Here is a 20,368-nt window from a genome sequence, read left to right on the forward strand (position 1 = left end):
CCACGCGTTACTCACCCGTGCGCCACTCTACTCAGGGCCGAAGCCCCTTTCGCGTTCGACTTGCATGTGTTAAGCACGCCGCCAGCGTTCAATCTGAGCCAGAATCAAACTCTCCAGTTCAAATCTGTACTTAGATTCCCGCTTTCGCAGAAATCAGAATCTCAAAGACTCTTTCTTCCCACTCGCTATTCACTTGTCAATGAACCACCGGGGGGGGCTCCCCCCTGCCGCTTTCCAGCGGCGCGGTGCAGACTTATGCACCATCCACAACAAGCTGTCAACACATTTTTTTCTCAGGCGGAAAAATTTTTTTCCCGACCAGGGCTGTGTGGAAACTCGTTTGTCGCGAAGATGTAACATAGACATTTCAGCCCCTCTTGTCAACTCCCGCCCGCACTTTTTTGAATTTTATGCCCAACAGCTTTATATTATATGATAATTTTTCCAGAGCGTTTGGCTGATTTCATGAGCAAAATGCTCTAATCCAGGTTCACGACCAGGGTGGTTCCGGCCCGCAGACTTTTTTCATCGACCTTGTTCCAGCGCTTGAGATCATCCACGCTTACATTGTGTTTGCGCGCGATATTCCAAAGACTGTCCTTGTGCTGCACTGTATAGGTGGTTTGCCGCGCAGCCCCGGCCTTGCCCGCGCGACCGCCGGAACTTCCGGCAGCCGGTTCGCCTGAGGCGACGGCCCGGCCCGGAATGCGCAGAAGGCAGCCCGCGCGCACTTTATCCGGATTGTCGATCTGGTTGCATTCCTGCAATTCCCTGAGGCTGACCTTGTATTTACGGGCCACGGCATAGAGGGTCTCATCAGGCTGGAGCTTGTGACTGCGGCTGGCTGCAACGGCGGTTTCGTGCAGAGGAGCAGTCCGCGCATTGCCGGCTTTCAAGTGTGCTTTTCGGGACGCATGGCTCTGGCCGCGCCCTGCATTATGGGCATCCAGAGCGGCCACGGCTGTGGCGGACATGTTCGCCGCGCGCGGCACCAGCACGGTTGCTCCGGCAACAAGCTTGTGCCTGCCGGGATTGGCCGCCTTCAACTGAGCCACAGGCACGTTGCAGCGACGGCTGATTTTCTCCCAGGAATCCGCGCTGCTGGTCACCCTGGCCGGGCGCCAGTTCGCGTAGGCATTGGCTTGCGGGGAGCGCAAAAAGGCCATGGCCTGCCGCTCATACCGCGCGGGCACATAGACAAAGCAGGATCGCTCGGTGGAGCTGACCGGGCGCTTGTGGTGCTGGTTGTAGGCGGAAAATTCCTCCCAGCTCAGGCCGCAGGCCCGGGAAAAGGCCACTAAGTCCGTGCCCGGCCGGACCGTGAAACGCAGCACGCCGGGCGCTTTGTCGGGGTGAATGGGTTCAAAGCCCAACTGGGGCAGATTGCGCATGATCTTGGTCACAGCCAGAAAACGCGGCACATATTGTTTGGTTTCTTCCCGCAATTGGGCCTTGCTGTCCAGAACATGATTACGGGCCTTGACCTCGAAGAAATTCCGGCCTCCTGTGCCCTCCTTGGCCCGGCTCATTTTGCCTTCGCCCGCATTATACGCGGCAATGGCCGTGGACCAGTCCCTGAAATCGCCGTAAAGTTTTTGCAGGTAATCGGCCGCGGCTTCCGTGGCCTTGTAGGGATCCAGGCGCTCATCCATCCACCAGTCCTGATTCAAGCCGTACTTCATGCCTGTATAGGGCATGAATTGCCAGGCCCCGGCCGCGCCGGCCGGAGATTTGGCGTCAGGCTTGTAGCCGCTTTCCACAATGGCCAGATAGGCCAGTTCCTCAGGCATGCCGCGCGAGCGAAAGACCTTGCGGGAATAGGCCAGGTAGTGCTCGGCCCGCTTGGAGAACACGCTCATGGTATTGCGGCCCTTGCGCAGAAAATATTTGTATTGGCGGGCCACGTCCGGCATGGCCTCGGCGGGCAGATTTCTGTCGATCTGGCCGGTGGATTTCAGGGCCGCCATTTCCGTGCGGGTCAGAGGCGAGGCGTCGTCCCCGGACACGATCAGCGCAGGCGTGTTGACCTGCGGGCCGCCGCTCTGGCGCGTGCCGCAGCCGCCCGCCAGAGCAAGGCAGAGCATGGCGGCCCCAATGCAGCATCTGAAAAAAAACGGCCGAAGCCGTGGGGACTGTGTTGCCATACGATGGTCACTCCCGTTTGCCGCCCGGCTTGCCATTGGCCGGGAAGATGCGTACACAGGCCGAAACGCGGCGCTGCGTCCTGCAGCGGCCGGATTCCGCCTGCAGCCGCCAGCCAGGGGGCTGTTGAAACCTCGCGCCGGAGACGCCCATGCCTGAACACTCCGACGACGCCCCGCTTTTGCCGGGGCTGAAGCCGGTGCTGGAGTTGCTGCAAAGCGAGCCCCAGCGCATTGATCTTGTTTTCTGCAAAAAGGGCTTGCGCAGCCGCGAAGCTCTTGAGGTGCAGAACCTCTGCCGCCACAACGGCGTGCGCTTCAGCCTGGTGGAACAGGCGGCCCTGGATCGTCTTTGCCGCGACGCGCGTCAGGGGCGCGACGGCGTGGCCCATCAGGGTGTCGTGGCCCGCCTGGCCGTCACCGGCTTTTGCAGGCTGGAAAATCTGCTGACCGCCGTGTCCGGCGCGCCTTTGCCGCTGCTTCTGGCGCTGGATCAGGTGCAGGACCCCGGCAACGTGGGCACGCTCTGCCGCACCCTCTACGCTCTTGGCGGCGCGGGCCTGCTTTTGCCCCGGCACAACAGCGCGTATCTGGGCCCGGCTGCCCGCCGGGCCGCCGCCGGCGCCCTGGAGCATCTGCCTGTGGCCCGGGTGACCAATCTGGCGCATGCTCTGGATGCCGCCGAAGAGGCGGGGCTGACCGTCTACGGGACGGGGGGCGCGGGCGGGGCTCACGACCGCAACAGCCTGGACGCCTTCACGAGCAGCCTGCGCCTGCCTGCCGTGCTGGTGCTCGGCAATGAGGGCAAAGGCCTGCGGCCGGGCGTGGCCAAACGCTGCTCGCAGTTTCTCCGTATTCCTCTGGCCCGACCGTTTGATTCACTCAACGTGGCCCAGGCCGGAGCCGTGCTGCTGGGTTTGGCTGCGGCAGCGCGTGCCCGCGGCACTATTGGGTAGTTCGGCAGAAAGAAAAATAACTATAGAGTGACGATAAAATCAGCCTGCCGCGCTCTTTTTGGGCGTACTGCCACGGCTGAATAACAGAAAAAGGAGGACTTTGCAAAGTCCTCCTTTTCGTTTTTTACTCAATATAAAGTATAAATTCTTTCTAAAATTTATCTAGAATAGATGCGCTTTACCTTTTTACAAAAGTCAATGTTGCCATTTTGCCCAAAAACATTAGAGCATTTTGCTTTTGAAATTATTCAATTTCAAAAGCGGCGCTGCCATCATTTCGCGTCCAGGCTTCAGCCGTTGCGACGAAGGAAGCTACGGATGAAGACAGCAACTGGTTACTGCGGCAGCCAGTCAACGCAACCGCTGTCGCTATCCGTGCTCCAGCCGTTGCGACGAAGGAAGCTACGGATGGAGACAGCAATGAGTTACCACAAAAAACATGCAACGAAACCGCTGTCGCCATCCGTAAGGCTCGCAGACTCGCCAACGGCTGGCGCAAGCAAGCAAAGCTTGCTAACGGCTACCGCAACGCGGTCTGGACGCTCATTCGGCGCGGGCGTCCGCTCCCGCGGCCGCCAGAGCAATTTCAAAGTGAAATTGCTCTAGCGCTGCTGTCGATGCCCGTAGCTCGCTCCGCTCGAACGGGCACAGCCCCTGACGGGGCTGCCATCCGGCATGCCAAAGGCGCACGCCTCCCAGGCCGCAACGCCGCGGCTGCGCGGCAGGGGGAGGGGGCAGGGCCGCCCCGCGGCGGGCTCAGCGCACATAGGTGGGTATATTGATCAGGACTTCCCTGGTAAAGGAGATCATCCGCTCCATGAGCCAGGGCAGGGCCAGAAGCAGGGCAATGAACATGCAGACGATTTTGGGGATGAACGTCAGGGTCATTTCCTGAATCTGGGTGGCCGCCTGGATCACGCTGACCACCACGCCCACGCCCAGGCCCACAGCGAGCATGGGCAAGGCCATCATCAGACAAAGCTCAATGGCCTGACGGCCGAAACCAATCACGAAATCCGGGGACATCGCGCGCCTCCTTGCGGCAATTACAAGAGAAAGCTGTTGACCAGCGAACCCACCAGCAGATTCCACCCGTCCACCATCACAAAAAGCAAAAGCTTGAAGGGCATGGAAACCATCATGGGCGGCAGCATCATCATGCCCATGGCCAGCAGCACGCTGGAAATGACCATATCCAGCACCAGAAAGGGGATGTAGATCAAAAAGCCGATGGTGAAGGCCGTCTTGAGCTCGCTGATCACATAGGCCGCGGCCAGCAGCGTGGTGGGCACTTCTTCCTTGTTCCTGGGCAGTTCCATCTTGGTGATGGCATAAAAAACCGAGAGATCCTTCTCGCGGGTGTGCTTGAACATAAAGGTGCGCAACGGGGCCTGGGCCCGGTCCAGGGCCACTTTATAATCAATCTGCTCGTTGAGATAGGGCTGAAGGGCCTGATCATTGATCTGTTTGCCCACGGGATACATGATCACCACCGTCATAAAAATGGCAAGGCTGGCCAGAATCTGGGTGGGCGGCAGTTGCTGCACGCCCATAGCCTGACGCAAGAAGCTGAAAACAATGATGATCCGGGTGAAGCTGGTGACCGTGAGCATGATGGCCGGGGCCACGGAAAGCACGGTGAGCAGAAAGAGGATTTCCAGAAGCACCGAGACTTTTTCGGGAGCCGGCGCGCCGCCGGAAAGGGTCAGGGAGAGGGCCGGCAGGGTCAAATCCTGCGCGGCGCGGGAAATTTCAGGCAGGGCAAGAATCAGAAGGCTAGCGGCCGCCAGGGCCGCGCCGGGTTTCTTCCATGATCTTTTGAAAATCCGCATGATCCGGCTCATCGTGCGCCTGCTCCTCGGTCAGAAGGGTGATCTGCTGGTCCGTAACCCCCAGCAGCAACCTCCTATTCAAGAAGCGTACCACCATAAGCCCTTTGCGGGGCCCCAGCGGCAATTGGGCCTCCATGAGCAACGCGCCGCGCGGCAGGGCGCCGGGCCGCGGCAGAAAATTGAATCTGCCGTAGCGGCGCACCAGCCAGACCACCAGCCAGAGCGCGGCCAGCAGCAGAAAAAGAATGCCCACGGCCTGCAGGTAGCCGCTCCAGGAAAAGGACGACTGCCCCAGGCTCGAGGCATGGGGCGCCACAGCGGCCCCGGCCGTGTCCGCGGCCTGCCCGGCCCATTCCAGGCCGCGCAGAATCTGCGCCCCGGCAGATGCCACCGTGCCGTCCAGGCCCGCGGGCAACGGCGGGCCTGCCGCGGCAGTGTCCACAACGCCGCGCACTGCCTGCCCGGAAAGGCCGGTCCGGGCCTGCGCGGCCACGGCGATCCATGCGCTAGCCAAGTTGTTTCACCCGTTCAATGGGGCTGATGATGTCCGTGAGGCGCACGCCGAACTTTTCATTGATCACCACGGCCTCGCCACGCGCCACCAGCTTGCCGTTGACATAGACCTCCAGAGGCTCGCCCGCCAGTTTGTTCAACTCGACCACTGATCCCTGGCCCAGTTGCAGGAGCTCGTTGATCAAAAGCCGGGTGCGCCCCAGTTCCGCCGAAACGTCCAGCGGGATGTCCAGAATGAAGTCCAGCTCGCGTTTGAGCTTGTTGTCCCTGGGCTGGCGGGACATTTCGGTCATATCCTTGAAACGGGCGTCCGTGGCCGGGCTGCCGAAGGTTCCGCTGCCGGAGCCGGACGCCGCGCCGCCAAAGGTGGCCGGCCCCTTGTCCTCTTCCTCTTGGGCCAGAGCCTCGGCCCATTGCGCGGCCAGAGCGTCGTCGTCCACAGGCGGCCGCGCCGCGCTTTTGTCTTCGGCAGCGTGGGCGTCAGCGGCATCCACGGCAGCAGCGCCGCCATTGTCCGCTTCGGCCGCGGCGGCCTCTTCCTCCAGCTGTGCCGCCCACTGCGCGGCCAGGGCTTCCTGATCATCCTGCGACATGACGTACCTCGTTAAGCATATCTTGCGGGGCGTTGCCGCCCGCCCCCAGGGCTATTCCACGACAAAATCCGTAAAATAGATCCGGATCACGCGTTGCGCTCCGAAAATCTGGTTGAGCCGCGCCGCCACCTCCGTCTTGAGCAGCACCTTGCCGTCGGGCGTGGCAATGTCGTTGAAGGTCTTGCCCGCCAGCAGCATGATGATGGCGTCGCGGATGCGCGCGCTTTGCGCCTTGAGCTGGGCGGAAACATCCGCATTGACCTCCACTTCCATGCCCAGCTTGAGATAGCGCCGCCCGCCGGGATCGGAAAGATTGACGGTGATGAGGGGCAAGGGCAGCACCTGGCCCGCGCTGCGGGGCAGATCGCTTTGCCGCTCGATGCGGGCCGCGCCCGCGGCGTTCGGGTCAGCCTGGCCGCCCGTATCAGGCCCGCCCGCGCCCACTGCGCCGGAAGCGGGGGCGCCCTGTTCCGTCTGCCCGGAAGCGCCGCTTTTGGCCTGGCCGTCCGCAGTGCTGCCGGGCGCAGGCGCTGTCTGCGCGCTCTCGGGCGCATGCGCCCCGCTGGCCGGCGTGCGCAGAAAGAGCCACCAATACGCGCCCAGGCCCACGCCGCTGAATGTCATCAACAGAATTGCCAAAAGAATGACAATGCGTTTTATCCTGGATTTCTTTCTGGGCTTTTCCGCCTGCCCTTCGGGCAGGGCCGGATTTTCCCTGGCGCTGTCTTTGGCTGCCATAGATCACTCCATATAAACATGGCCTTCCAGAGCGTTTTGCTCATGAAATCAGCCAAACGCTCCGGCAGGGCGAAACCATGCCCGCGCGCGTCAGCCGTTGGCGGCTGTGCCGCCGTGCGGATGACGCAGCAGAAACAGGCGCGGGCGAAATTCTCTTGCAGGATTCGTGCCAAAAATCAGGCTTTAGCCGGGCGCGGCCCGAAAATATCCGTGCCGATGCGCACCAGGGTCGCGCCTTCAGCCACGGCCGCCGCAAAGTCTCCGCTCATGCCCATGGAAAGATCGGGCAGCGGCAGGCCGAGCCGCGCGCGCAGATTCTCACGCAAGGCATACAGGCGCGCGAAATGCGGTCGGGCCGCCTCCCCGGCGTCAAAGACCGGCGGCAGGCACATCAGGCCCCGCAACTCCAGATGCGGGCAGGCCTCAAGAATATAATCGGCCAAAGCGGGCAAATCCTCAGCCATGACCCCGGATTTTTGCGGCTCTGCCGCCACGTTGACTTCCAGGAGCACGCGCTGGCGCGCGCTCCCGGCAGCCTGCTCCTGTTCCGCCGCCGGGCAGGCGAGCCGCCGCTCCAGACCGTCGGCCAGCTTGCGCGAGTCCAGGGTGTGGATCAAGGCAAACGCGCCCGCCACCTGCGCGGCCTTGCGGCTTTGCACATGGCCGATCATATGCCAGCGGATGCCCCGGCAGGCCGGAGCCCGCGCGAGCTCGCCGCGTTTGGCCAGGGCTTCCTGCACATAGTTCTCGCCGAAATCCGTCTGGCCGGCCCCGGCCACGGCCGCCACCGCGGCAGCCGGATGCAGTTTGGACACCGCGATCAGAGTGACCTCTTCTCTGGCGCGTCCCGCGGCGGCGCAGGCCGCGTCAAGCCGCTCCAGAACATTCGCATAGCGCTGCCGCAATTCCATGCCGTTCATGCCGCTACTCCGCCATCAGCCCCAGCTCGCGCAGAAAGCCGGGATCTTCGGACCAATGCTCGCGCACCTTGACCCAGAGTTCCAGGTGCGCCTTGCCGCCCAGCAGTTCCTGAATCTCCTTGCGGGCCTCCATGCCGATCTCCTTGATGCTGCTGCCCGCCCGGCCGATGACCATAGCCTTGTGCATGGGCCGGGCGACGTAAATGACCGCATGGATGATCGTCTGGCCGCGTTCCTCGTCCTCTTCCCAGCTTTCCACGTCCACCGCCACGCCGTAAGGCACTTCCTGGTGCAGATGCAGAAAGAGCTTCTCGCGGATGATCTCGGCGGCCATGAAGCGCAGCGAAGCCGTGGAAATCTGATCCTCCGGGTACTGCGCGGGCCCTTCGGGCAGTTGAGAACGGATCAGGGCCTTCAGCTCCGGCAGGCCGTCCTTGCGCAGGGCCGAAAAGGGGAAGATCTCGGCCCTGGGCCACATTTCGTGCAAGCGGGCAAGCAGGGGCAGCATCCGGCTTTTGTCGCTGAACAGATCCACCTTGTTGGCCACCACGATCATGGGGCGCTCGTCGCTGGCCAGGGCCTCGGCCACGGGGGCAAGATCCCTGTCCAGAAACTCGGGGTGCCGGATGTACAGGTGGGCGTCCAGAACGGGCAGGATCACATCCGCCTGCCCGAGACTCTGCCAGACGGCCTGGATCATGGTTTTGCTCAGCCGCCCGCGCACCTGGGTCAGACCGGGCGTATCCATAAAGATAATCTGGGCTCCGGCATCGGTCAGGATGCCCACAATCTGATTGCGCGTGGTCTGCGGCTTGGGTGTCACAATGGTCACCTTCTGGCCCAGAAGCGCATTCAAAAGCGTCGATTTTCCGGCATTGGGCGGCCCCATCAAAGCCACCCGGCCGCAACGGCAGTCCATATCAGTCATATATGCTCCCCGGCGGCCCTGCCCGCGGCTTGCCGCCGTATCTCCGTGCCGCGCCCTGCAAAAGGCCGCGAGGGCACTGTGCGAAACTGTTGCGCGGCGAAAAACGCCCTAGAGCATTTTCTCTTTAAAAATGCTCTGCTGACGCGAAAGCGGCAGCCGCCGCAACGCGGCGTACATTCAGGCGAAAACCGCGTTTTTCGCCTGAATGCCACCTTTGACTTTCATAAAAAGTCAAAGGTAATCTGCTCTGATCCGCCGCGACCGCCTGGACGAAAACCGGCAGGGATCTGCCCGGCCCGGCCGCAACGGCCTCCCTGCCCGCTACCTCTCCCATATCCCACGGCCCGGGTCAAGGCCGGCCCTTTGCAACAGGGCCGGGTTGCTGTCTTGACGGCGCGCGGCGCAACGCATACTCTGCGCGCCATGTTTTCGCTGATCACCTATATGGCGCTGATTGTGGGCGTCAATTGCGCCTTTGCCGTGACGCCGCCGATCACGCTGCCCAACGGCGACCTTTGGCCGCCGGTCTCGCTGATCGTGGGCTTTGTTTTTGTGGTGCGGGATTTCGCCCAGCGCCGCGTAGGCCATCATGTGCTCTGGGCCATGCTGGCGGGCTGCGTGGCGAGCTGGCACATGGCCTCGCCCGAGCTGGCGCTGGCCAGCGCAGCGGCCTTTGCCGTGGGCGAGCTTGCGGACTGGGCGCTGTTCACCATTACCCGCAAGTCCTTTTCCCGGCGCATCCTGATTTCCAGCCTGCTGGGCGCGCCCCTGGACAGCCTGGTGTTTCTGCTGCTGATCGGCCTTGCCACGCCCTGGTCCGTGCTGACCATGAGCCTCTCCAAGCTGGCCGGTTCCTTCCTGGTCTTTTTTCTGGTGCGCCGCCGTGAACAGCGCGAGGCCGGGGCCGAAGCCGCCTGAGCGCGCCGCCCCTCAGGAGGGGAACCTCCGGCGCTTTCCCGTCTTCCGCAAAACAGACTCAGGCTCCGGCGGCCCTAAGAGCAGATTACCTTTGACTTTTTATAAAAGTCAAAGGTGGCATTCAGGCGAAAAACGCGGTTTTCGCCTGAATGTACGCCGCGTTGCGGCGGCTGCCGCTTTCGCGTCAGCAGAGCATTTTCAAAGAGAAAATGTTCTGGCCGCCTCCTCGGGATAGAGGGACTCTATCCCGGCCAGGAAGGCCGCGAAGCGGTTTTCCAGCACGGCCTGCCGGGCCCGCCGGGCCAGATCCAGAAAATACGTCAGATTGTGAAGAGAGTTGAGCCGGAAAGAAAGCAGCTCCCTGGCGACGTAAAGATGGCGCAGATACGCCCGCGAGAAATTGCGGCAGGCATAGCAGGCGCAGGCCGGGTCCAGCGGCCCGTCATCCTCGGCATATTCCCGCCGTTTGATGTTGATCTTGCCTTGCGAGGTGTAGAGCGTGCCGTTGCGCGCATTGCGCGTGGGCAGCACGCAGTCGAACATATCCACGCCCGCGTTGATCCCGTGAGCGATATCCAGCGGCGTGCCCACGCCCATCAGATAGCGGGGCTTGTGGGGCGGCAGCAAGGGCGCCGTGTGGTAGAGCAGATCGTACATCTCGGCTTTGCTCTCGCCCACAGAAAGGCCGCCGATGGCAAAGCCGTCAAAATCCAGAGCGCAGATTTCCTGCACGGAGCGCGTGCGCAGATCCTTGAAAAAGCCGCCCTGGGTAATCCCGAAAAGCAGATTCCGGGCTGTGCCGCAGGGGTAGGCCGCGCGGGCGCGCGCGGCCCAGCGCGTGGTCAGCTCCAGGGATTTTTCCGTATACGCGTAGTCGGCGCCGTACGGCACGCATTCGTCCAGCACCATCATAATGTCCGAATGGAGGTTGCGCTGGATGTCTATGACTTTTTCGGGCGTGAACAAGTGGCGCGATCCGTCCAGATGCGAACGAAACTCCACGCCCTCCTCGCGGATCTTGCGCAGGGAGCTCAGGCTGAAGACCTGAAAGCCGCCGCTGTCCGTCAGCACCGCGCCCGGCCAGGAAGCAAACTCATGCAGCCCGCCGCGCCGGGCCACCAGCTCGTCTCCGGGCCGCAGGTACAAATGATAGGTATTGCCCAGAATGATCGGCGCGCCGATCTTCTCCAGATCGTCCGGGGCCACGGCCTTTACCGAGCCCACTGTGCCCACCGGCATGAAAATGGGGGTGGCTATGACGCCGTGGGCTGTGCGCAGAAGGCCCGCCCTGGCCGCGCCGTCCGTATGTTGCAGCTCAAAAATGGGTTCACTCATGGCGCGCAGCCTATCTGCAAGAACCGCGTCGCGCAAGGGGCAGGCCGCAAGCTTCATGGGAGAGCGCCCACAACGTCGCAGCGGACGGTGCGGCACGCCGGGGCCGCAGGCATGCGCCGCGGGCTTTTTCTTGTGCCCCGGGCGCAATGCTGCTATGTTCCTTCTCTAAAATTTTTCTAGAGCGTTTTGCTCATGAAATGAGCTAAACGCTCTGGCGGCAGCGTTAGCTGACGCCCGCGCCGAATGAGCGTCCAGACCGCGTTCTGGACACGAAATGATGGCAGCGAAGTGATTGAAAATGGATATTTTCAATCAAAAAATACTCTAAAGCCTGTTGCACCATCGTCCCTGCGGGGCACGTTGAGGATCACCCGGCCGAAAGCCTTTCTTTTCGGTTTGCGACCCGCGTCGCTGCGTTACGGAGCATCTATGAGCGCCTGCCTGTTTACGCCCTCCCAATGCCATATCGACCTCGCCGCGCTGCGGCGCAATTTTGCCCGCCTGGGCGATTGCGCTTCACTCATGCCGGTGATCAAATCAGACGCCTACGGTCATGGTCTTTTGCCCGTGGCCCGCGCTCTGGACGCCTCAGGCGCGCGGCGTTTCGCCGTGGGCACGGTGAGCGAAGGCGTGGCTCTGCGCCAGGCCGGACTCGGTCAGGAAATCGTGCCGCTGATGGGCGCGTTCACGGACGAAGACTGGCGGGCCGCGGCGGCCTGCGATCTCACGGCTTTGATCGCCGATTTTGAAGACCTTGAAAAAGCGGCGGCCTCGTGTGCCGCGGGGCGGCGATTGCAGATTGCGATCAAATGCGACACGGGCATGAGCCGCCTGGGCTTTACAGCCGAAGATCTGCCCTGCCTGCTGGAGCGGCTGCGCGGGCTGCCCGGGCTTGAGCCGCGCCTGATCCTTTCGCATCTGGCCTGCGCCGACATGCCTGAAGAAACGGACTACACCAGCGCGCAGATCGAACGCTTTTCAGCCATGTGCGAGAGCCTGCGCGCGGCTTTTCCCGGCGTTGCGCGCTCCCTGGGCAATTCGGCCGGGGCCCTGGGGCTGCCCGAAACCCGCCTGGAGGCCTGCCGTCCGGGCCTTGCCCTGTACGGCGGCAATCCCTTTGCGGGCACGGCCTGGGAAAAGCGGGGCAGCGGTCTTGAATGGGTCATGAGCGTGAGCTCGCCGATTTTGCAGGTGCGCAGGCTCAAAGCCGGGCAGAGCATTTCTTACGGGCGCATCTATACCGCGCCCGCGCCCATGACCGTGGCCGTGGTGGCGGCTGGCTACGCCACAGGCTATGCCCGTAATCTTTCCAATCGGATTGATGTTCTGATCCACGGGCGACGCGCGCCTCAGGTAGGCCGGATCTGCATGAGCATGCTGATGGCCGATGTCACCGCCCTGCCGGAAACACGCGCCGGGGACACGGCCTGGCTGTTGGGCGGCGCTGCCGCTCCCGGGCAGAGGCCTGTCAGCGCGCAGGAAATGGCCGACGAGCTGGGCACGGTTCCTTACGAGATACTCTGCCTGATGGGCAGCGTAAACCCGCGCGTCTATGCCTGAGGGCGCAAGCCTCCGAATCTTCGCGCGCCGGCCACGCGGCATTTGACAGCCCCCTCCCTGTTCATATATGTTGATGGTAGTGCGCATCTTCGGGTTGCGCGCGTTACGGCGTTGTCCAATCCGCAATACTCCTGTCTCGTGCCTGCCTTAAGGGGAGAGTGCAATGCCCAGATGGGATCTTGTAAAAAAGATTTTTTCACCGGCCTCACCACATCAGCCGCGCACCCTGGCCGTGCTGAACGCCGCTTACAAGCACGACGCAGGAGTGAGCCTTTTTTTTGTGGACAGGCAGCGGCAACTGGAAAATGTCATCTGCTACATCAAGGCCGTTAAAAAAAATACAATCCTGCTCAAGTCCCGCAAGCATTTTCTGCCGGACATTCTCAACAATGAAAAATGCAGCATTTACTTCAAGCTGCCGTATGACATCATCGTCAACAATCTTAAGCTGCCCTCCAACACAGCCCGTTACGGCTTTTTATGCAAAAGCAGGATTATCAGCAATACGCTGAACAAAGAAACCGGCGCGTGTGAAATCCTGATCGAAACGCCGGGCCGATACATCCAGCGCGAACTGCGCCGCTTCGAGCGCGTTTACCCCAGCCTGCAGATGGTCAAGGGGCTGGGCTTCTGGCTGCCCTTCGCCCGCCTGCCCGCGTATCCGCAACAGGCAGGCCCGCCGGATTTTGTCTACACTGGAGAGTTGCCCCCGCAATTGCGCCTGATCAACATTTCCGCCGGCGGCGCCAGAGTGCAGGTGGACAAGGTGGAATTTCTCGAGCAATTCAACAGTCTGGACGGCAAGGAAGTGCTGCTCCTGATTTCGCTGTACATAAGCTCGGGCAGGCACATCAGCGAGCTCACGGTCTGCAAATGCATAGAAAGCACATACAGCATCATCCTGCGAAGGCTTACCCTGCGCCTGCAGTTCAAAAAAATCTGGGGAAACGACCCGGACCAGGCGAGTCAGCTCTGGACGCCGGTAGGCAGCGCGGGCGTGCCTGCCTTTCTGGACTGGGTCAACAACGACTTCAGTATTCTCATGGAAAAAACCGGCGATCAGCTCGTCTGACTGCTCCCGCCTCCATCCCGGTCGTCCCGGTCGTCCAGGGTCAGCCCTCATGACACTGCCGCCCGCGAAAAGCGCGCCCCAGACCACGCGCATCGATCGGGAGGCGGCGGCACGGCGGCTCCGGGCTTGACATCTGCCCTGCCCCCCCTGTATAAGACCTCTCCCTTGCTCGCGCCCGGACGGCGCGGGCTGTCAATCCATAAGGAGAACGACCATGCGGAAATTTGAAACCCTGTTGCTCCTTTCACCGGAGCTTTCCGCCGAAAACCGCGAGGGCATTCTGAACGCCCTCACGGCGGTGCTTGAGCGGGAAAAGGGCGTCATGCTGGAAGTGGATCACTGGGGCATGCGGGATCTGGCCTACCCGGTGCGCAAACAGATGCGCGGCTACTATGTGCGCCTGGTCTATGACGGCCCGGCAACTCTTGTGGCCGAGCTGGAGCGCAATATCCGGATTACCGACGGCATTTACAAGTTTGTGACCGTCAAGCTGGCCGACGAAGCGGCTGAGGAGGTTGCCTGATATGGCCTTCAAAAAGAAATTCGCCCCGCGCCGCAAGTTCTGCCGCTTCTGCGCCGACAAGGATTTGCCCCTTACCTACAAACGCCCCGACATCCTGCGCGATTTCATCACCGAACGCGGCAAAATTATCGCCCGGCGCATCACGGGCACCTGCGCCCATCACCAGCGCCTGCTGACCCGCGAAATCAAACGCGCCCGCCAGATGGCTCTGCTCATCTACACTGCCACGCACGACTCCGTCGTCAAGAAAAAGAGCACGATCTAAGGGGGCGCACATGAAACTGATACTTCGCGCCGATGTGGAAAATCTCGGCAACCTTGGCGATGTGGTCAACGTCAAGCCCGGTTACGGCCGCAACTTCCTGCTGCCGCAGGGCCTGGCCATGGTGGCCAGCGCGGCCAACCTGAAAGTCTTTGAGCAGGAGCGCAAGAAGCTCCAGGCCCGGATGGACGCCCAGCGGGCCGAAGCCCAGAGCATTCAGGGCCGTCTGGAAGCCCTGGAAGTCATTATCCCCATGCATGTGGGCGAAAACGAGAAGCTCTACGGCTCGGTGACGTCCGCCATTATCGGCGACGCGCTTGCCGCGCTGGGGGTGGAAGTGGATCGCCGCCGCATCCTGCTGGATGCGCCTATCCGCACTCTGGGCGAACATCCGGTGCGTATCCGTCTCCACGCCGGCGTGATGGCCGTGGTGCCGGTGAAGGTGATTTCCGATCATCAGCCTGAGGAAGAGGAAGCCGCGCCGGAAGCTCCCGCCTCCGGGGCCGCCGCTGAAGAAGCCCAGGCCGAAGCCGCGCAGTAGGTTTTTTGTGGCTTCACCTCATGACAGCACTGCCGCCCCCGGCCGCGAGGCCGGGGGCGGCGCGTCTTCTCGCGCCGGGCAGGGCGAGAGAGCTTCCGGCAACAGGGCCGAAAGCGATCTGCTGCGCCGCGTGCCCCCTCACAGCGCCGAGGCCGAGCAGGCCGTGCTGGGCGGCGTGCTGCTGCGCCCTCAGCTCATGCACAGCATTGTGGACATGCTGAGCGCCGAAGACTTCTACCTTCCCGCGCACACGATCATTTTCCGCGCTTTTCTCGAACTGTACCGCAAATCCGCGCCCATTGATCTTATCTCCACGGCCGAACAGCTCAAGAGCCGTAATGAGCTGGAAGACGCGGGCGGCGCGGTGTATTTGGGCGATCTCTCGCAGGCCGTGGTCTCCGGGGCCAATGCGGAATATTACGCCACCATCGTCAGGGATAAATCCTTGCAGCGCGGGCTGATTGAGGCCTGCTCCGGGATCATCGGCAACTGCTATGACGCCTCGCGCGAGGTGGCCACGCTGCTGGACGAATCCGAGCAGGCGATTTTCTCCATTTCCCAGCGCACCACAGGCCGCGACTTCACGCCCACCAGGGAACTGCTGGACAAAGTTTTTGAAAATCTGGCCAAACTGGCCGACGCCAAGGACGTGCTCACCGGCGTGACCACCGGCTACACCCGCCTGGACAAGCTCACCGCCGGTTTGCAGCCCTCGGATCTGATCATCGTGGCCGCGCGCCCGAGCATGGGCAAAACCGCCTTTTCGCTGTGCATGGCCCTCAACGCGGCCGTGCGCCAGGATGTGCCCGTGGCCGTGTTTTCTCTGGAAATGAGCAAGGAACAGCTCATGCAGCGCATGCTGGCGGCCTGGGGCAAGGTGGATCTCTCCAAACTGCGGCGGCCCTCGCTGCTCAGTGACGATGACTGGCAGCGCCTGTATACCGCCGCGGACGTGGTGGCCCGCGCGCCGGTTTATATTGACGACACTCCGGCCCTGAGCACGCTGGAGCTGCGCGCCCGCGCCCGCCGCCTCAAGGCCGAGAAAGGCCTGGGCCTTGTGGTGGTGGACTACCTCCAGCTCATGCGCACCAGTCGCCGCACGGACTCGCGCGAACTGGAAATCTCGGATATTTCCCGTTCCCTCAAGGGTCTGGCCAAAGAAATCAACGTGCCTGTGGTGGCGCTTTCCCAGCTCAACCGCAAGGTGGAAGAGCGGGGCGACAAGCGCCCCATGCTCTCGGATCTGCGCGAATCCGGAGCCATTGAGCAGGACGCCGACGTGATCATGTTCGTCTACCGCGATGACGTCTACAAATATCAAAAGCCCGCCGAGCGCCCGCCCCAGGGCGTGGCGGAAATAATCATCGGCAAGCAGCGCAACGGGCCCGTGGGCGTGGCCGAACTCATGTATATTTCTCCCTACACGTCCTTTGAAGACATTGCCCCGGACTGGTCGCCGCCTCCCTCGGAAAGCCGGAGCTAGGCCTTTAGAGCATTTTGCTTTTGAAATTATTCAATTTCAAAAGCGGCGCTGCCATCATTTCCCCGCAAGCGGGACAAGCCCCCGCAAGCGGGGCAAGCGCCTGAAAAGCGTGGTTTTCAGGCTCATTCGGCGCGGGCGTCCGCTCCCGCGGCCGCCAGAGCGGTTGCCGTTTTCAACAGCAAACCGCTCTAGCCCCGCCAATGAGAAAAAGCCGGCCTGCCGGGTGCGGGGCGCGGGCGAAAAACACGCAAGTTGTGCGCTCAAACACTGCATATTGTCAGTGATGCGCCCCTGTTGTGCCGGAAGTTTCTGCATCATGCCGCAGCATGAGCGGCACAGGCCGCTGCTGATTTTTCCTTCAAAATCAGCTAAAAGCCTTGACCTGCCTTACTTTTCCGGCCCTGGGGCGCAGTCGGTCGCTCTGCGCTCAAAGCGCATTTACCGCGCAAAAACGCGCAAGAGCAACTTTTTTCAGGCTCATTCGTTGACAAGCAGTTCAAAGCGTGTTTCTGTCGTAAGCAAGGGCCGCGTACCGGCAATACGTTTTGCCGGATGGAAGCGCGGGAAGATTGTTTTTTTTGAGAGGGTGTTTCATGTCCAAGTCCATTTATGTCGGGAACCTTCCCTGGTCCGCCACTGAAGAACAGGTACAGGATCTTTTTGCCGAATACGGCAAAGTTCTGTCCGTGAAACTTGTCAGCGACAGAGAAACCGGACGTGCCCGCGGTTTCGGCTTTGTGGAGATGGAGGACGGCGAAGCTGACTCCGCCATTGAAGCTCTGGATAACTTCAGCTTCGGCGGCCGCACGCTGCGCGTCAATGAAGCCAAACCGAGGGCTCCGCGCCAGCCCCGTTACTAGGGCATCCCGACGGATTATCCGAAACGCCCCGGCCAGCCGGGGCGTTTTGCATGCCGCATTGGAAGCGGCAAGATGAAACGGCTGCGGCGTCTGTGGCCCGCAGCCGTTTTTCCCGGTCTCGGCGCGCAAAATGCGCCTCTCGCAAAAACAGCGCAAAAACCCATACGCCATAGAGCATTTTGCTTTTGAAATTATTCAATTTCAAAAGCGGCGCTGCCGACGCCGCGCAATTTCAGATCCGGACGTGCAGGGCCGCCTTGCCGAGCGCCGCGAATTCTGCCATGATGCGCGCATTGACGCTGCCGTTGTTCCAGGCTCTTTTGTGCCTTTGCGAATCGCAGAGCTCCGGGAAGCGGCGCGTTGCAACCATCGTGCGGAAAGTACGGTTTCTTGCGGCCTCCATGCCGCAGGGCGGCGGCTGAAGCGCGCCCCGGCGCGGCTTTTGGCGCATTGCCTGTGCACCATGCTCTCGCCGCGCGCCACTATTTTCCGGAGGAGGCAATCATGCTCAACCCCGATCAATGTGTTCTCTACAGCGGCGGCGCAGCCGGAACAGAGCAGTTTTTTGGCGCTCTGGCGGAGAGCTGGGGCATCGAAGAAGTGAACTACAGTTTTGAAGGGCATCAGATGGAACGCAAGCGCGGCGTGCGCGTGCTCACGTCTGAAGAACTGGCTCTGAAAGACGTCAGCCTGACCTACGTTTCCAAACTGATGCATCGCGAATACACGCGTGCGCCCCTGTTCCGCAAGGTATTGCAGTCCATTTGCTGGCAGGTCAGCAGCGGCGATCAAATTGTGGTGGTGGGTTCCATTCAGCCCGACGACACGGTCAAGGGCGGCACCGGCTGGGGGGCGGAGTTCGCCAAAATCTGCAATAAGCCGCTGCTGGTCTTCGATCAGCCCAAAAGCGCCTGGTTCATCTGGCAGAAAGACTGTTGGCGCGCGGTGGAGAAGCCGGTCATTGAGCACGCCCACTTCGCGGCCACAGGCACGCGCTTTCTGGAAGACAACGGGCGCATTGCCGTTCAGGATCTTTTTGCCCGCTCCTTTACCCGCTGAGACCTTGCGCTGAACGCTCTGGCAGGGCGAAGCCATGCCAGAGCGCGCGTCAGCCGTTGGCGGCTGTGCCGCCTTACGGATGACGACAGCAGAGCCAGGCGCAGGTGAAGTTTCCTTGCGCCGTGAAGCGCCGGAGCGAGCGTTTCAAATGCAAAACGCTCCAGGATGATTCGCAAATTGTTTGTCATTTTCCGGCCGCGCCTGCCGCTTTGTCCGGCGGTGCGGCCGTTGTTTTGCCCATCAAGGCCGGAGGCCGCTTATGAGCCACCAGTTCACTGAAGCCGAACGCGCCGTGCTGCGCATTGTCCAGGCTGATCTGCCGGATTCCCTCACGCCCTATGCCGACATGGCCCGCGAGGCGGGCATCAGCGAGGCTGAGGTTCTGGAATTGCTGACCCGGCTGAAGGCCTCGGGCGCCATCCGCCGCTTCGGAGCCAGCATCAAGCATCAGAAAACCGGCTGGACGCACAACGCGATGGTGGCCTGGAAGGTGAACGAGGCGGAAGTGGAAGAATGCGGTCGCATTGCCTCACGGCACGACCGTATTTCCCATGTCTATTACCGCCCCTGCTCGGCGCCGGATTGGCCCTATACCTTGTACACAATGGTGCACGGGCGCAGTGAAGCGGAATGCCTCAAGGTGGTCGAGGATCTCTTGCGCGACAGCCCGCTCAGGGAATACGCCATCCTTCGCAGCCTCAAGGAACTGAAAAAAATTTCCATGACCTATTTCGCCTGACGGCCCCTGGGCCCTGCCGGCAAAAGCGGCGCAGCGAGTAGTATTTTCATGCAAGAGGAGAATGACAGATGGACGATCGTTCCCGCCAGTTGTTTGCAAAAGCCTGCGCTCTGATCCCGGGCGGCGTCAACAGCCCGGTGCGCGCCTGCCACAATGTGGCCAGCCTGCCGCTTTTCATTGCCGAGGCTCACGGCTGCCGCCTCACGGATCTGGACGGACGCGAGTATATTGATTTTGTGCTTTCCTGGGGCCCCATGATTCTGGGCCATGACGATCCGGACGTGACGCGGGCCCTGCGCGATGCCGCGGGACGCGGCACCAGCTACGGCGCGCCCTGCCCGGATGAGGTGGCCCTGGCCGCCGAAGTTGTGGCCGCCATGCCCGGCCTGGAAATGGTGCGCATGGTCAATTCCGGCACCGAGGCCACCATGAGCGCCCTGCGCCTGGCGCGCGGCGTGACCGGGCGCAACAAGCTGGTCAAATTCACGGGCTGCTACCACGGCCACGCCGATCCCTTCCTGGCCGCCGCCGGCTCGGGCGTGGCCACCTTTTCCATTCCCGGCACGCCGGGCGTGCCTGCCGCCGTGGCAGCCGACACCCTTCTGGCCCCCTACAACGATCTTGAGGCCGTCAAAGCCTGTTTTGCCGCGCACGGCGCGGATATTGCGGCCATCATCGTGGAGCCCGTGGCCGCCAACATGGGCCTGGTATTGCCCAAAAGCGGCTTTCTGGAAGGCCTGCGGGCCCTGGCCGATCAATACGGCAGCCTGCTGATTTTCGACGAGGTGATCACCGGCTTCCGCGCGGCCTTCGGCGGCGCGCAGGCTCGCTTCAATATTGATCCGGACCTGACCACCTTCGGCAAAATCATCGGCGGCGGCCTGCCTGTGGGCGCTTTCGGCGGCAAGCGCCGCTTTATGGAGCATGTGGCCCCGCAGGGGGAGGTCTACCAGGCGGGCACGCTGTCGGGCAATCCGCTGGCCATGGCCGCGGGTCTGGCCACGCTGCGCAAGCTCAAGGAGCTGGATTACCCTGCCCTGGAAGCCCGCACCAAAGCCTTTGCCGAGGCTTTGGGCGATATTTTGCGCGCCAAGGGCGTGCCCGTGCAAATGCCGACGCTGGCCTCCATGTTCTGCCCCTTCTTCTGCGAAGATCCGGTTGAAAACTTCCTTCAGGCCCAAGCCTCCGATCAAAAGCTCTTCACCGCCTTCTATAAACAGATGCGCGCCCAGGGCATCTATCTTGCTCCTTCGGGCTTTGAAACCGGCATGGTTTCCTTCGCGCACGGCGACGACGACTTCAGCCGCGCGCTGGATGCGGCCCGCAAGGTGCTTTTTTAGAGCCTTTTCCGATTGAAACGCTCCGATTTCAATCAGAGTCCAGGCCGCCCGAGAC

At 61.9% G+C, this 20,368-nt stretch carries 22 protein-coding genes and 1 rRNA gene; 12 read left to right on the plus strand and 11 right to left on the minus strand.

Going from position 1 to position 20,368, the window contains the following annotated elements; translation table 11 throughout:
• Together G7Y52_RS08425 and G7Y52_RS08430 are read right to left on the minus strand one after the other, a co-directional pair.
• Positions 1-120: ribosomal RNA gene (locus tag G7Y52_RS08425) — 16S ribosomal RNA — on the minus strand; the annotation flags it as partial.
• 359 nt (positions 121-479) lie between these two features.
• Positions 480-2,084 (minus strand): lytic transglycosylase domain-containing protein, encoded by a 1,605-nt coding sequence (locus tag G7Y52_RS08430; protein ID WP_165070089.1) that lies wholly within the window; start codon positions 2,082-2,084, stop codon positions 480-482.
• A gap of 209 nt (positions 2,085-2,293) precedes the next feature.
• Here G7Y52_RS08430 and G7Y52_RS08435 point away from each other — a divergent pair, with 209 nt between their 5' ends.
• A complete protein-coding gene (locus G7Y52_RS08435) occupies positions 2,294-3,097 on the plus strand; it encodes a TrmH family RNA methyltransferase (RefSeq protein WP_165070093.1) in 804 nt (267 codons plus the stop codon).
• 756 nt (positions 3,098-3,853) lie between these two features.
• Here the strand turns inward: G7Y52_RS08435 and fliQ are convergent.
• From fliQ to era, 7 genes are all read right to left on the minus strand, one after another.
• Positions 3,854-4,123: a flagellar biosynthesis protein FliQ gene (gene fliQ, locus G7Y52_RS08440; protein ID WP_165070096.1), complete on the minus strand. Its 270-nt coding sequence runs from the start codon at positions 4,121-4,123 to the stop codon at positions 3,854-3,856.
• 20 nt (positions 4,124-4,143) lie between these two features.
• Positions 4,144-4,929, minus strand: a complete 786-nt coding sequence (gene fliP / locus G7Y52_RS08445; RefSeq protein WP_241159674.1) for a flagellar type III secretion system pore protein FliP — start codon at positions 4,927-4,929, stop codon at positions 4,144-4,146.
• Positions 4,874-5,443 (minus strand): flagellar biosynthetic protein FliO, encoded by a 570-nt coding sequence (fliO, locus tag G7Y52_RS08450; RefSeq protein WP_165070100.1) that lies wholly within the window; start codon positions 5,441-5,443, stop codon positions 4,874-4,876. The genes fliP and fliO overlap by 56 nt, the downstream gene beginning before the upstream one ends.
• The gene (gene fliN, locus G7Y52_RS08455) at positions 5,436-6,035 is read right to left on the minus strand and encodes a flagellar motor switch protein FliN (protein ID WP_165070104.1); all 600 of its coding nucleotides are present in this window, start codon (positions 6,033-6,035) and stop codon (positions 5,436-5,438) included. Before fliN ends, fliO begins: the two co-directional genes overlap by 8 nt.
• Positions 6,036-6,086: 51 nt before the next feature.
• Positions 6,087-6,773, minus strand: coding sequence for a flagellar basal body-associated FliL family protein (locus G7Y52_RS08460; RefSeq protein ID WP_165070107.1), 687 nt, complete (start codon positions 6,771-6,773; stop codon positions 6,087-6,089).
• Positions 6,774-6,949: 176 nt separating this feature from the next.
• Positions 6,950-7,693: a YggS family pyridoxal phosphate-dependent enzyme gene (locus G7Y52_RS08465; protein ID WP_165070111.1), complete on the minus strand. Its 744-nt coding sequence runs from the start codon at positions 7,691-7,693 to the stop codon at positions 6,950-6,952.
• Positions 7,694-7,697: 4 nt separating this feature from the next.
• On the minus strand, positions 7,698-8,621 hold the full coding sequence (gene era, locus G7Y52_RS08470) for a GTPase Era (RefSeq protein WP_165070136.1): 924 nt from the start codon (positions 8,619-8,621) through the stop codon (positions 7,698-7,700).
• A 78-nt stretch (positions 8,622-8,699) separates the two neighbouring features.
• On the opposite strand from era, the gene G7Y52_RS08475 reads away from it, so the two are divergent.
• Positions 8,700-9,539: a hypothetical protein gene (locus G7Y52_RS08475; protein WP_165070141.1), complete on the plus strand. Its 840-nt coding sequence runs from the start codon at positions 8,700-8,702 to the stop codon at positions 9,537-9,539.
• 198 nt (positions 9,540-9,737) lie between these two features.
• Here the strand turns inward: G7Y52_RS08475 and tgt are convergent, their stop codons facing one another.
• On the minus strand, positions 9,738-10,874 hold the full coding sequence (gene tgt / locus G7Y52_RS08480) for a tRNA guanosine(34) transglycosylase Tgt (protein ID WP_165070146.1): 1,137 nt from the start codon (positions 10,872-10,874) through the stop codon (positions 9,738-9,740).
• A gap of 429 nt (positions 10,875-11,303) precedes the next feature.
• Here tgt and alr point away from each other — a divergent pair, with 429 nt between their 5' ends.
• From alr to G7Y52_RS08515, 7 genes are all read left to right on the plus strand, one after another.
• The gene (gene alr, locus G7Y52_RS08485; protein WP_165070167.1) at positions 11,304-12,434 is read left to right on the plus strand and encodes an alanine racemase; all 1,131 of its coding nucleotides are present in this window, start codon (positions 11,304-11,306) and stop codon (positions 12,432-12,434) included.
• A 163-nt stretch (positions 12,435-12,597) separates the two neighbouring features.
• Positions 12,598-13,506 carry a hypothetical protein gene (locus G7Y52_RS08490; RefSeq protein WP_165070171.1) on the plus strand — a complete coding sequence of 303 codons (909 nt, stop codon included), beginning with the start codon at positions 12,598-12,600 and terminating at the stop codon, positions 13,504-13,506.
• 214 nt (positions 13,507-13,720) lie between these two features.
• The gene (gene rpsF, locus G7Y52_RS08495) at positions 13,721-14,029 is read left to right on the plus strand and encodes a 30S ribosomal protein S6 (RefSeq protein WP_165070175.1); all 309 of its coding nucleotides are present in this window, start codon (positions 13,721-13,723) and stop codon (positions 14,027-14,029) included.
• Position 14,030: 1 nt separating this feature from the next.
• Positions 14,031-14,294, plus strand: coding sequence for a 30S ribosomal protein S18 (rpsR, locus tag G7Y52_RS08500; protein WP_165070178.1), 264 nt, complete (start codon positions 14,031-14,033; stop codon positions 14,292-14,294).
• Between the two features lie 10 nt (positions 14,295-14,304).
• Positions 14,305-14,832, plus strand: a complete 528-nt coding sequence (rplI, locus tag G7Y52_RS08505) for a 50S ribosomal protein L9 (RefSeq protein ID WP_165070182.1) — start codon at positions 14,305-14,307, stop codon at positions 14,830-14,832.
• A gap of 121 nt (positions 14,833-14,953) precedes the next feature.
• A complete protein-coding gene (gene dnaB, locus G7Y52_RS08510) occupies positions 14,954-16,315 on the plus strand; it encodes a replicative DNA helicase (protein ID WP_165070386.1) in 1,362 nt (453 codons plus the stop codon).
• 593 nt (positions 16,316-16,908) lie between these two features.
• Positions 16,909-17,175 (plus strand): RNA-binding protein, encoded by a 267-nt coding sequence (locus G7Y52_RS08515; RefSeq protein ID WP_165070186.1) that lies wholly within the window; start codon positions 16,909-16,911, stop codon positions 17,173-17,175.
• Between the two features lie 232 nt (positions 17,176-17,407).
• Here G7Y52_RS08515 and G7Y52_RS08520 read toward each other — a convergent pair whose 3' ends face one another.
• Positions 17,408-17,626 (minus strand): hypothetical protein, encoded by a 219-nt coding sequence (locus G7Y52_RS08520; RefSeq protein ID WP_165070190.1) that lies wholly within the window; start codon positions 17,624-17,626, stop codon positions 17,408-17,410.
• A gap of 53 nt (positions 17,627-17,679) precedes the next feature.
• Here G7Y52_RS08520 and G7Y52_RS08525 point away from each other — a divergent pair, with 53 nt between their 5' ends.
• The 3 genes from G7Y52_RS08525 (at position 17,680) to hemL (ending at position 20,313) form a co-directional block, all read left to right on the plus strand.
• Entirely contained in the window at positions 17,680-18,234 is a 555-nt protein-coding gene (locus G7Y52_RS08525; protein WP_165070194.1) for a hypothetical protein, read from the plus strand.
• A gap of 259 nt (positions 18,235-18,493) precedes the next feature.
• Entirely contained in the window at positions 18,494-18,973 is a 480-nt protein-coding gene (locus G7Y52_RS08530) for a siroheme decarboxylase subunit beta (RefSeq protein ID WP_165070197.1), read from the plus strand.
• Positions 18,974-19,041: 68 nt separating this feature from the next.
• Positions 19,042-20,313: a glutamate-1-semialdehyde 2,1-aminomutase gene (gene hemL / locus G7Y52_RS08535; protein ID WP_165070202.1), complete on the plus strand. Its 1,272-nt coding sequence runs from the start codon at positions 19,042-19,044 to the stop codon at positions 20,311-20,313.
• Positions 20,314-20,368 lie beyond the last annotated feature (55 nt).

Origin of the sequence: Desulfovibrio sp. ZJ200 (assembly GCF_011039095.1) — a bacterium.
Taxonomy (GTDB): domain Bacteria; phylum Desulfobacterota; class Desulfovibrionia; order Desulfovibrionales; family Desulfovibrionaceae; genus Desulfovibrio.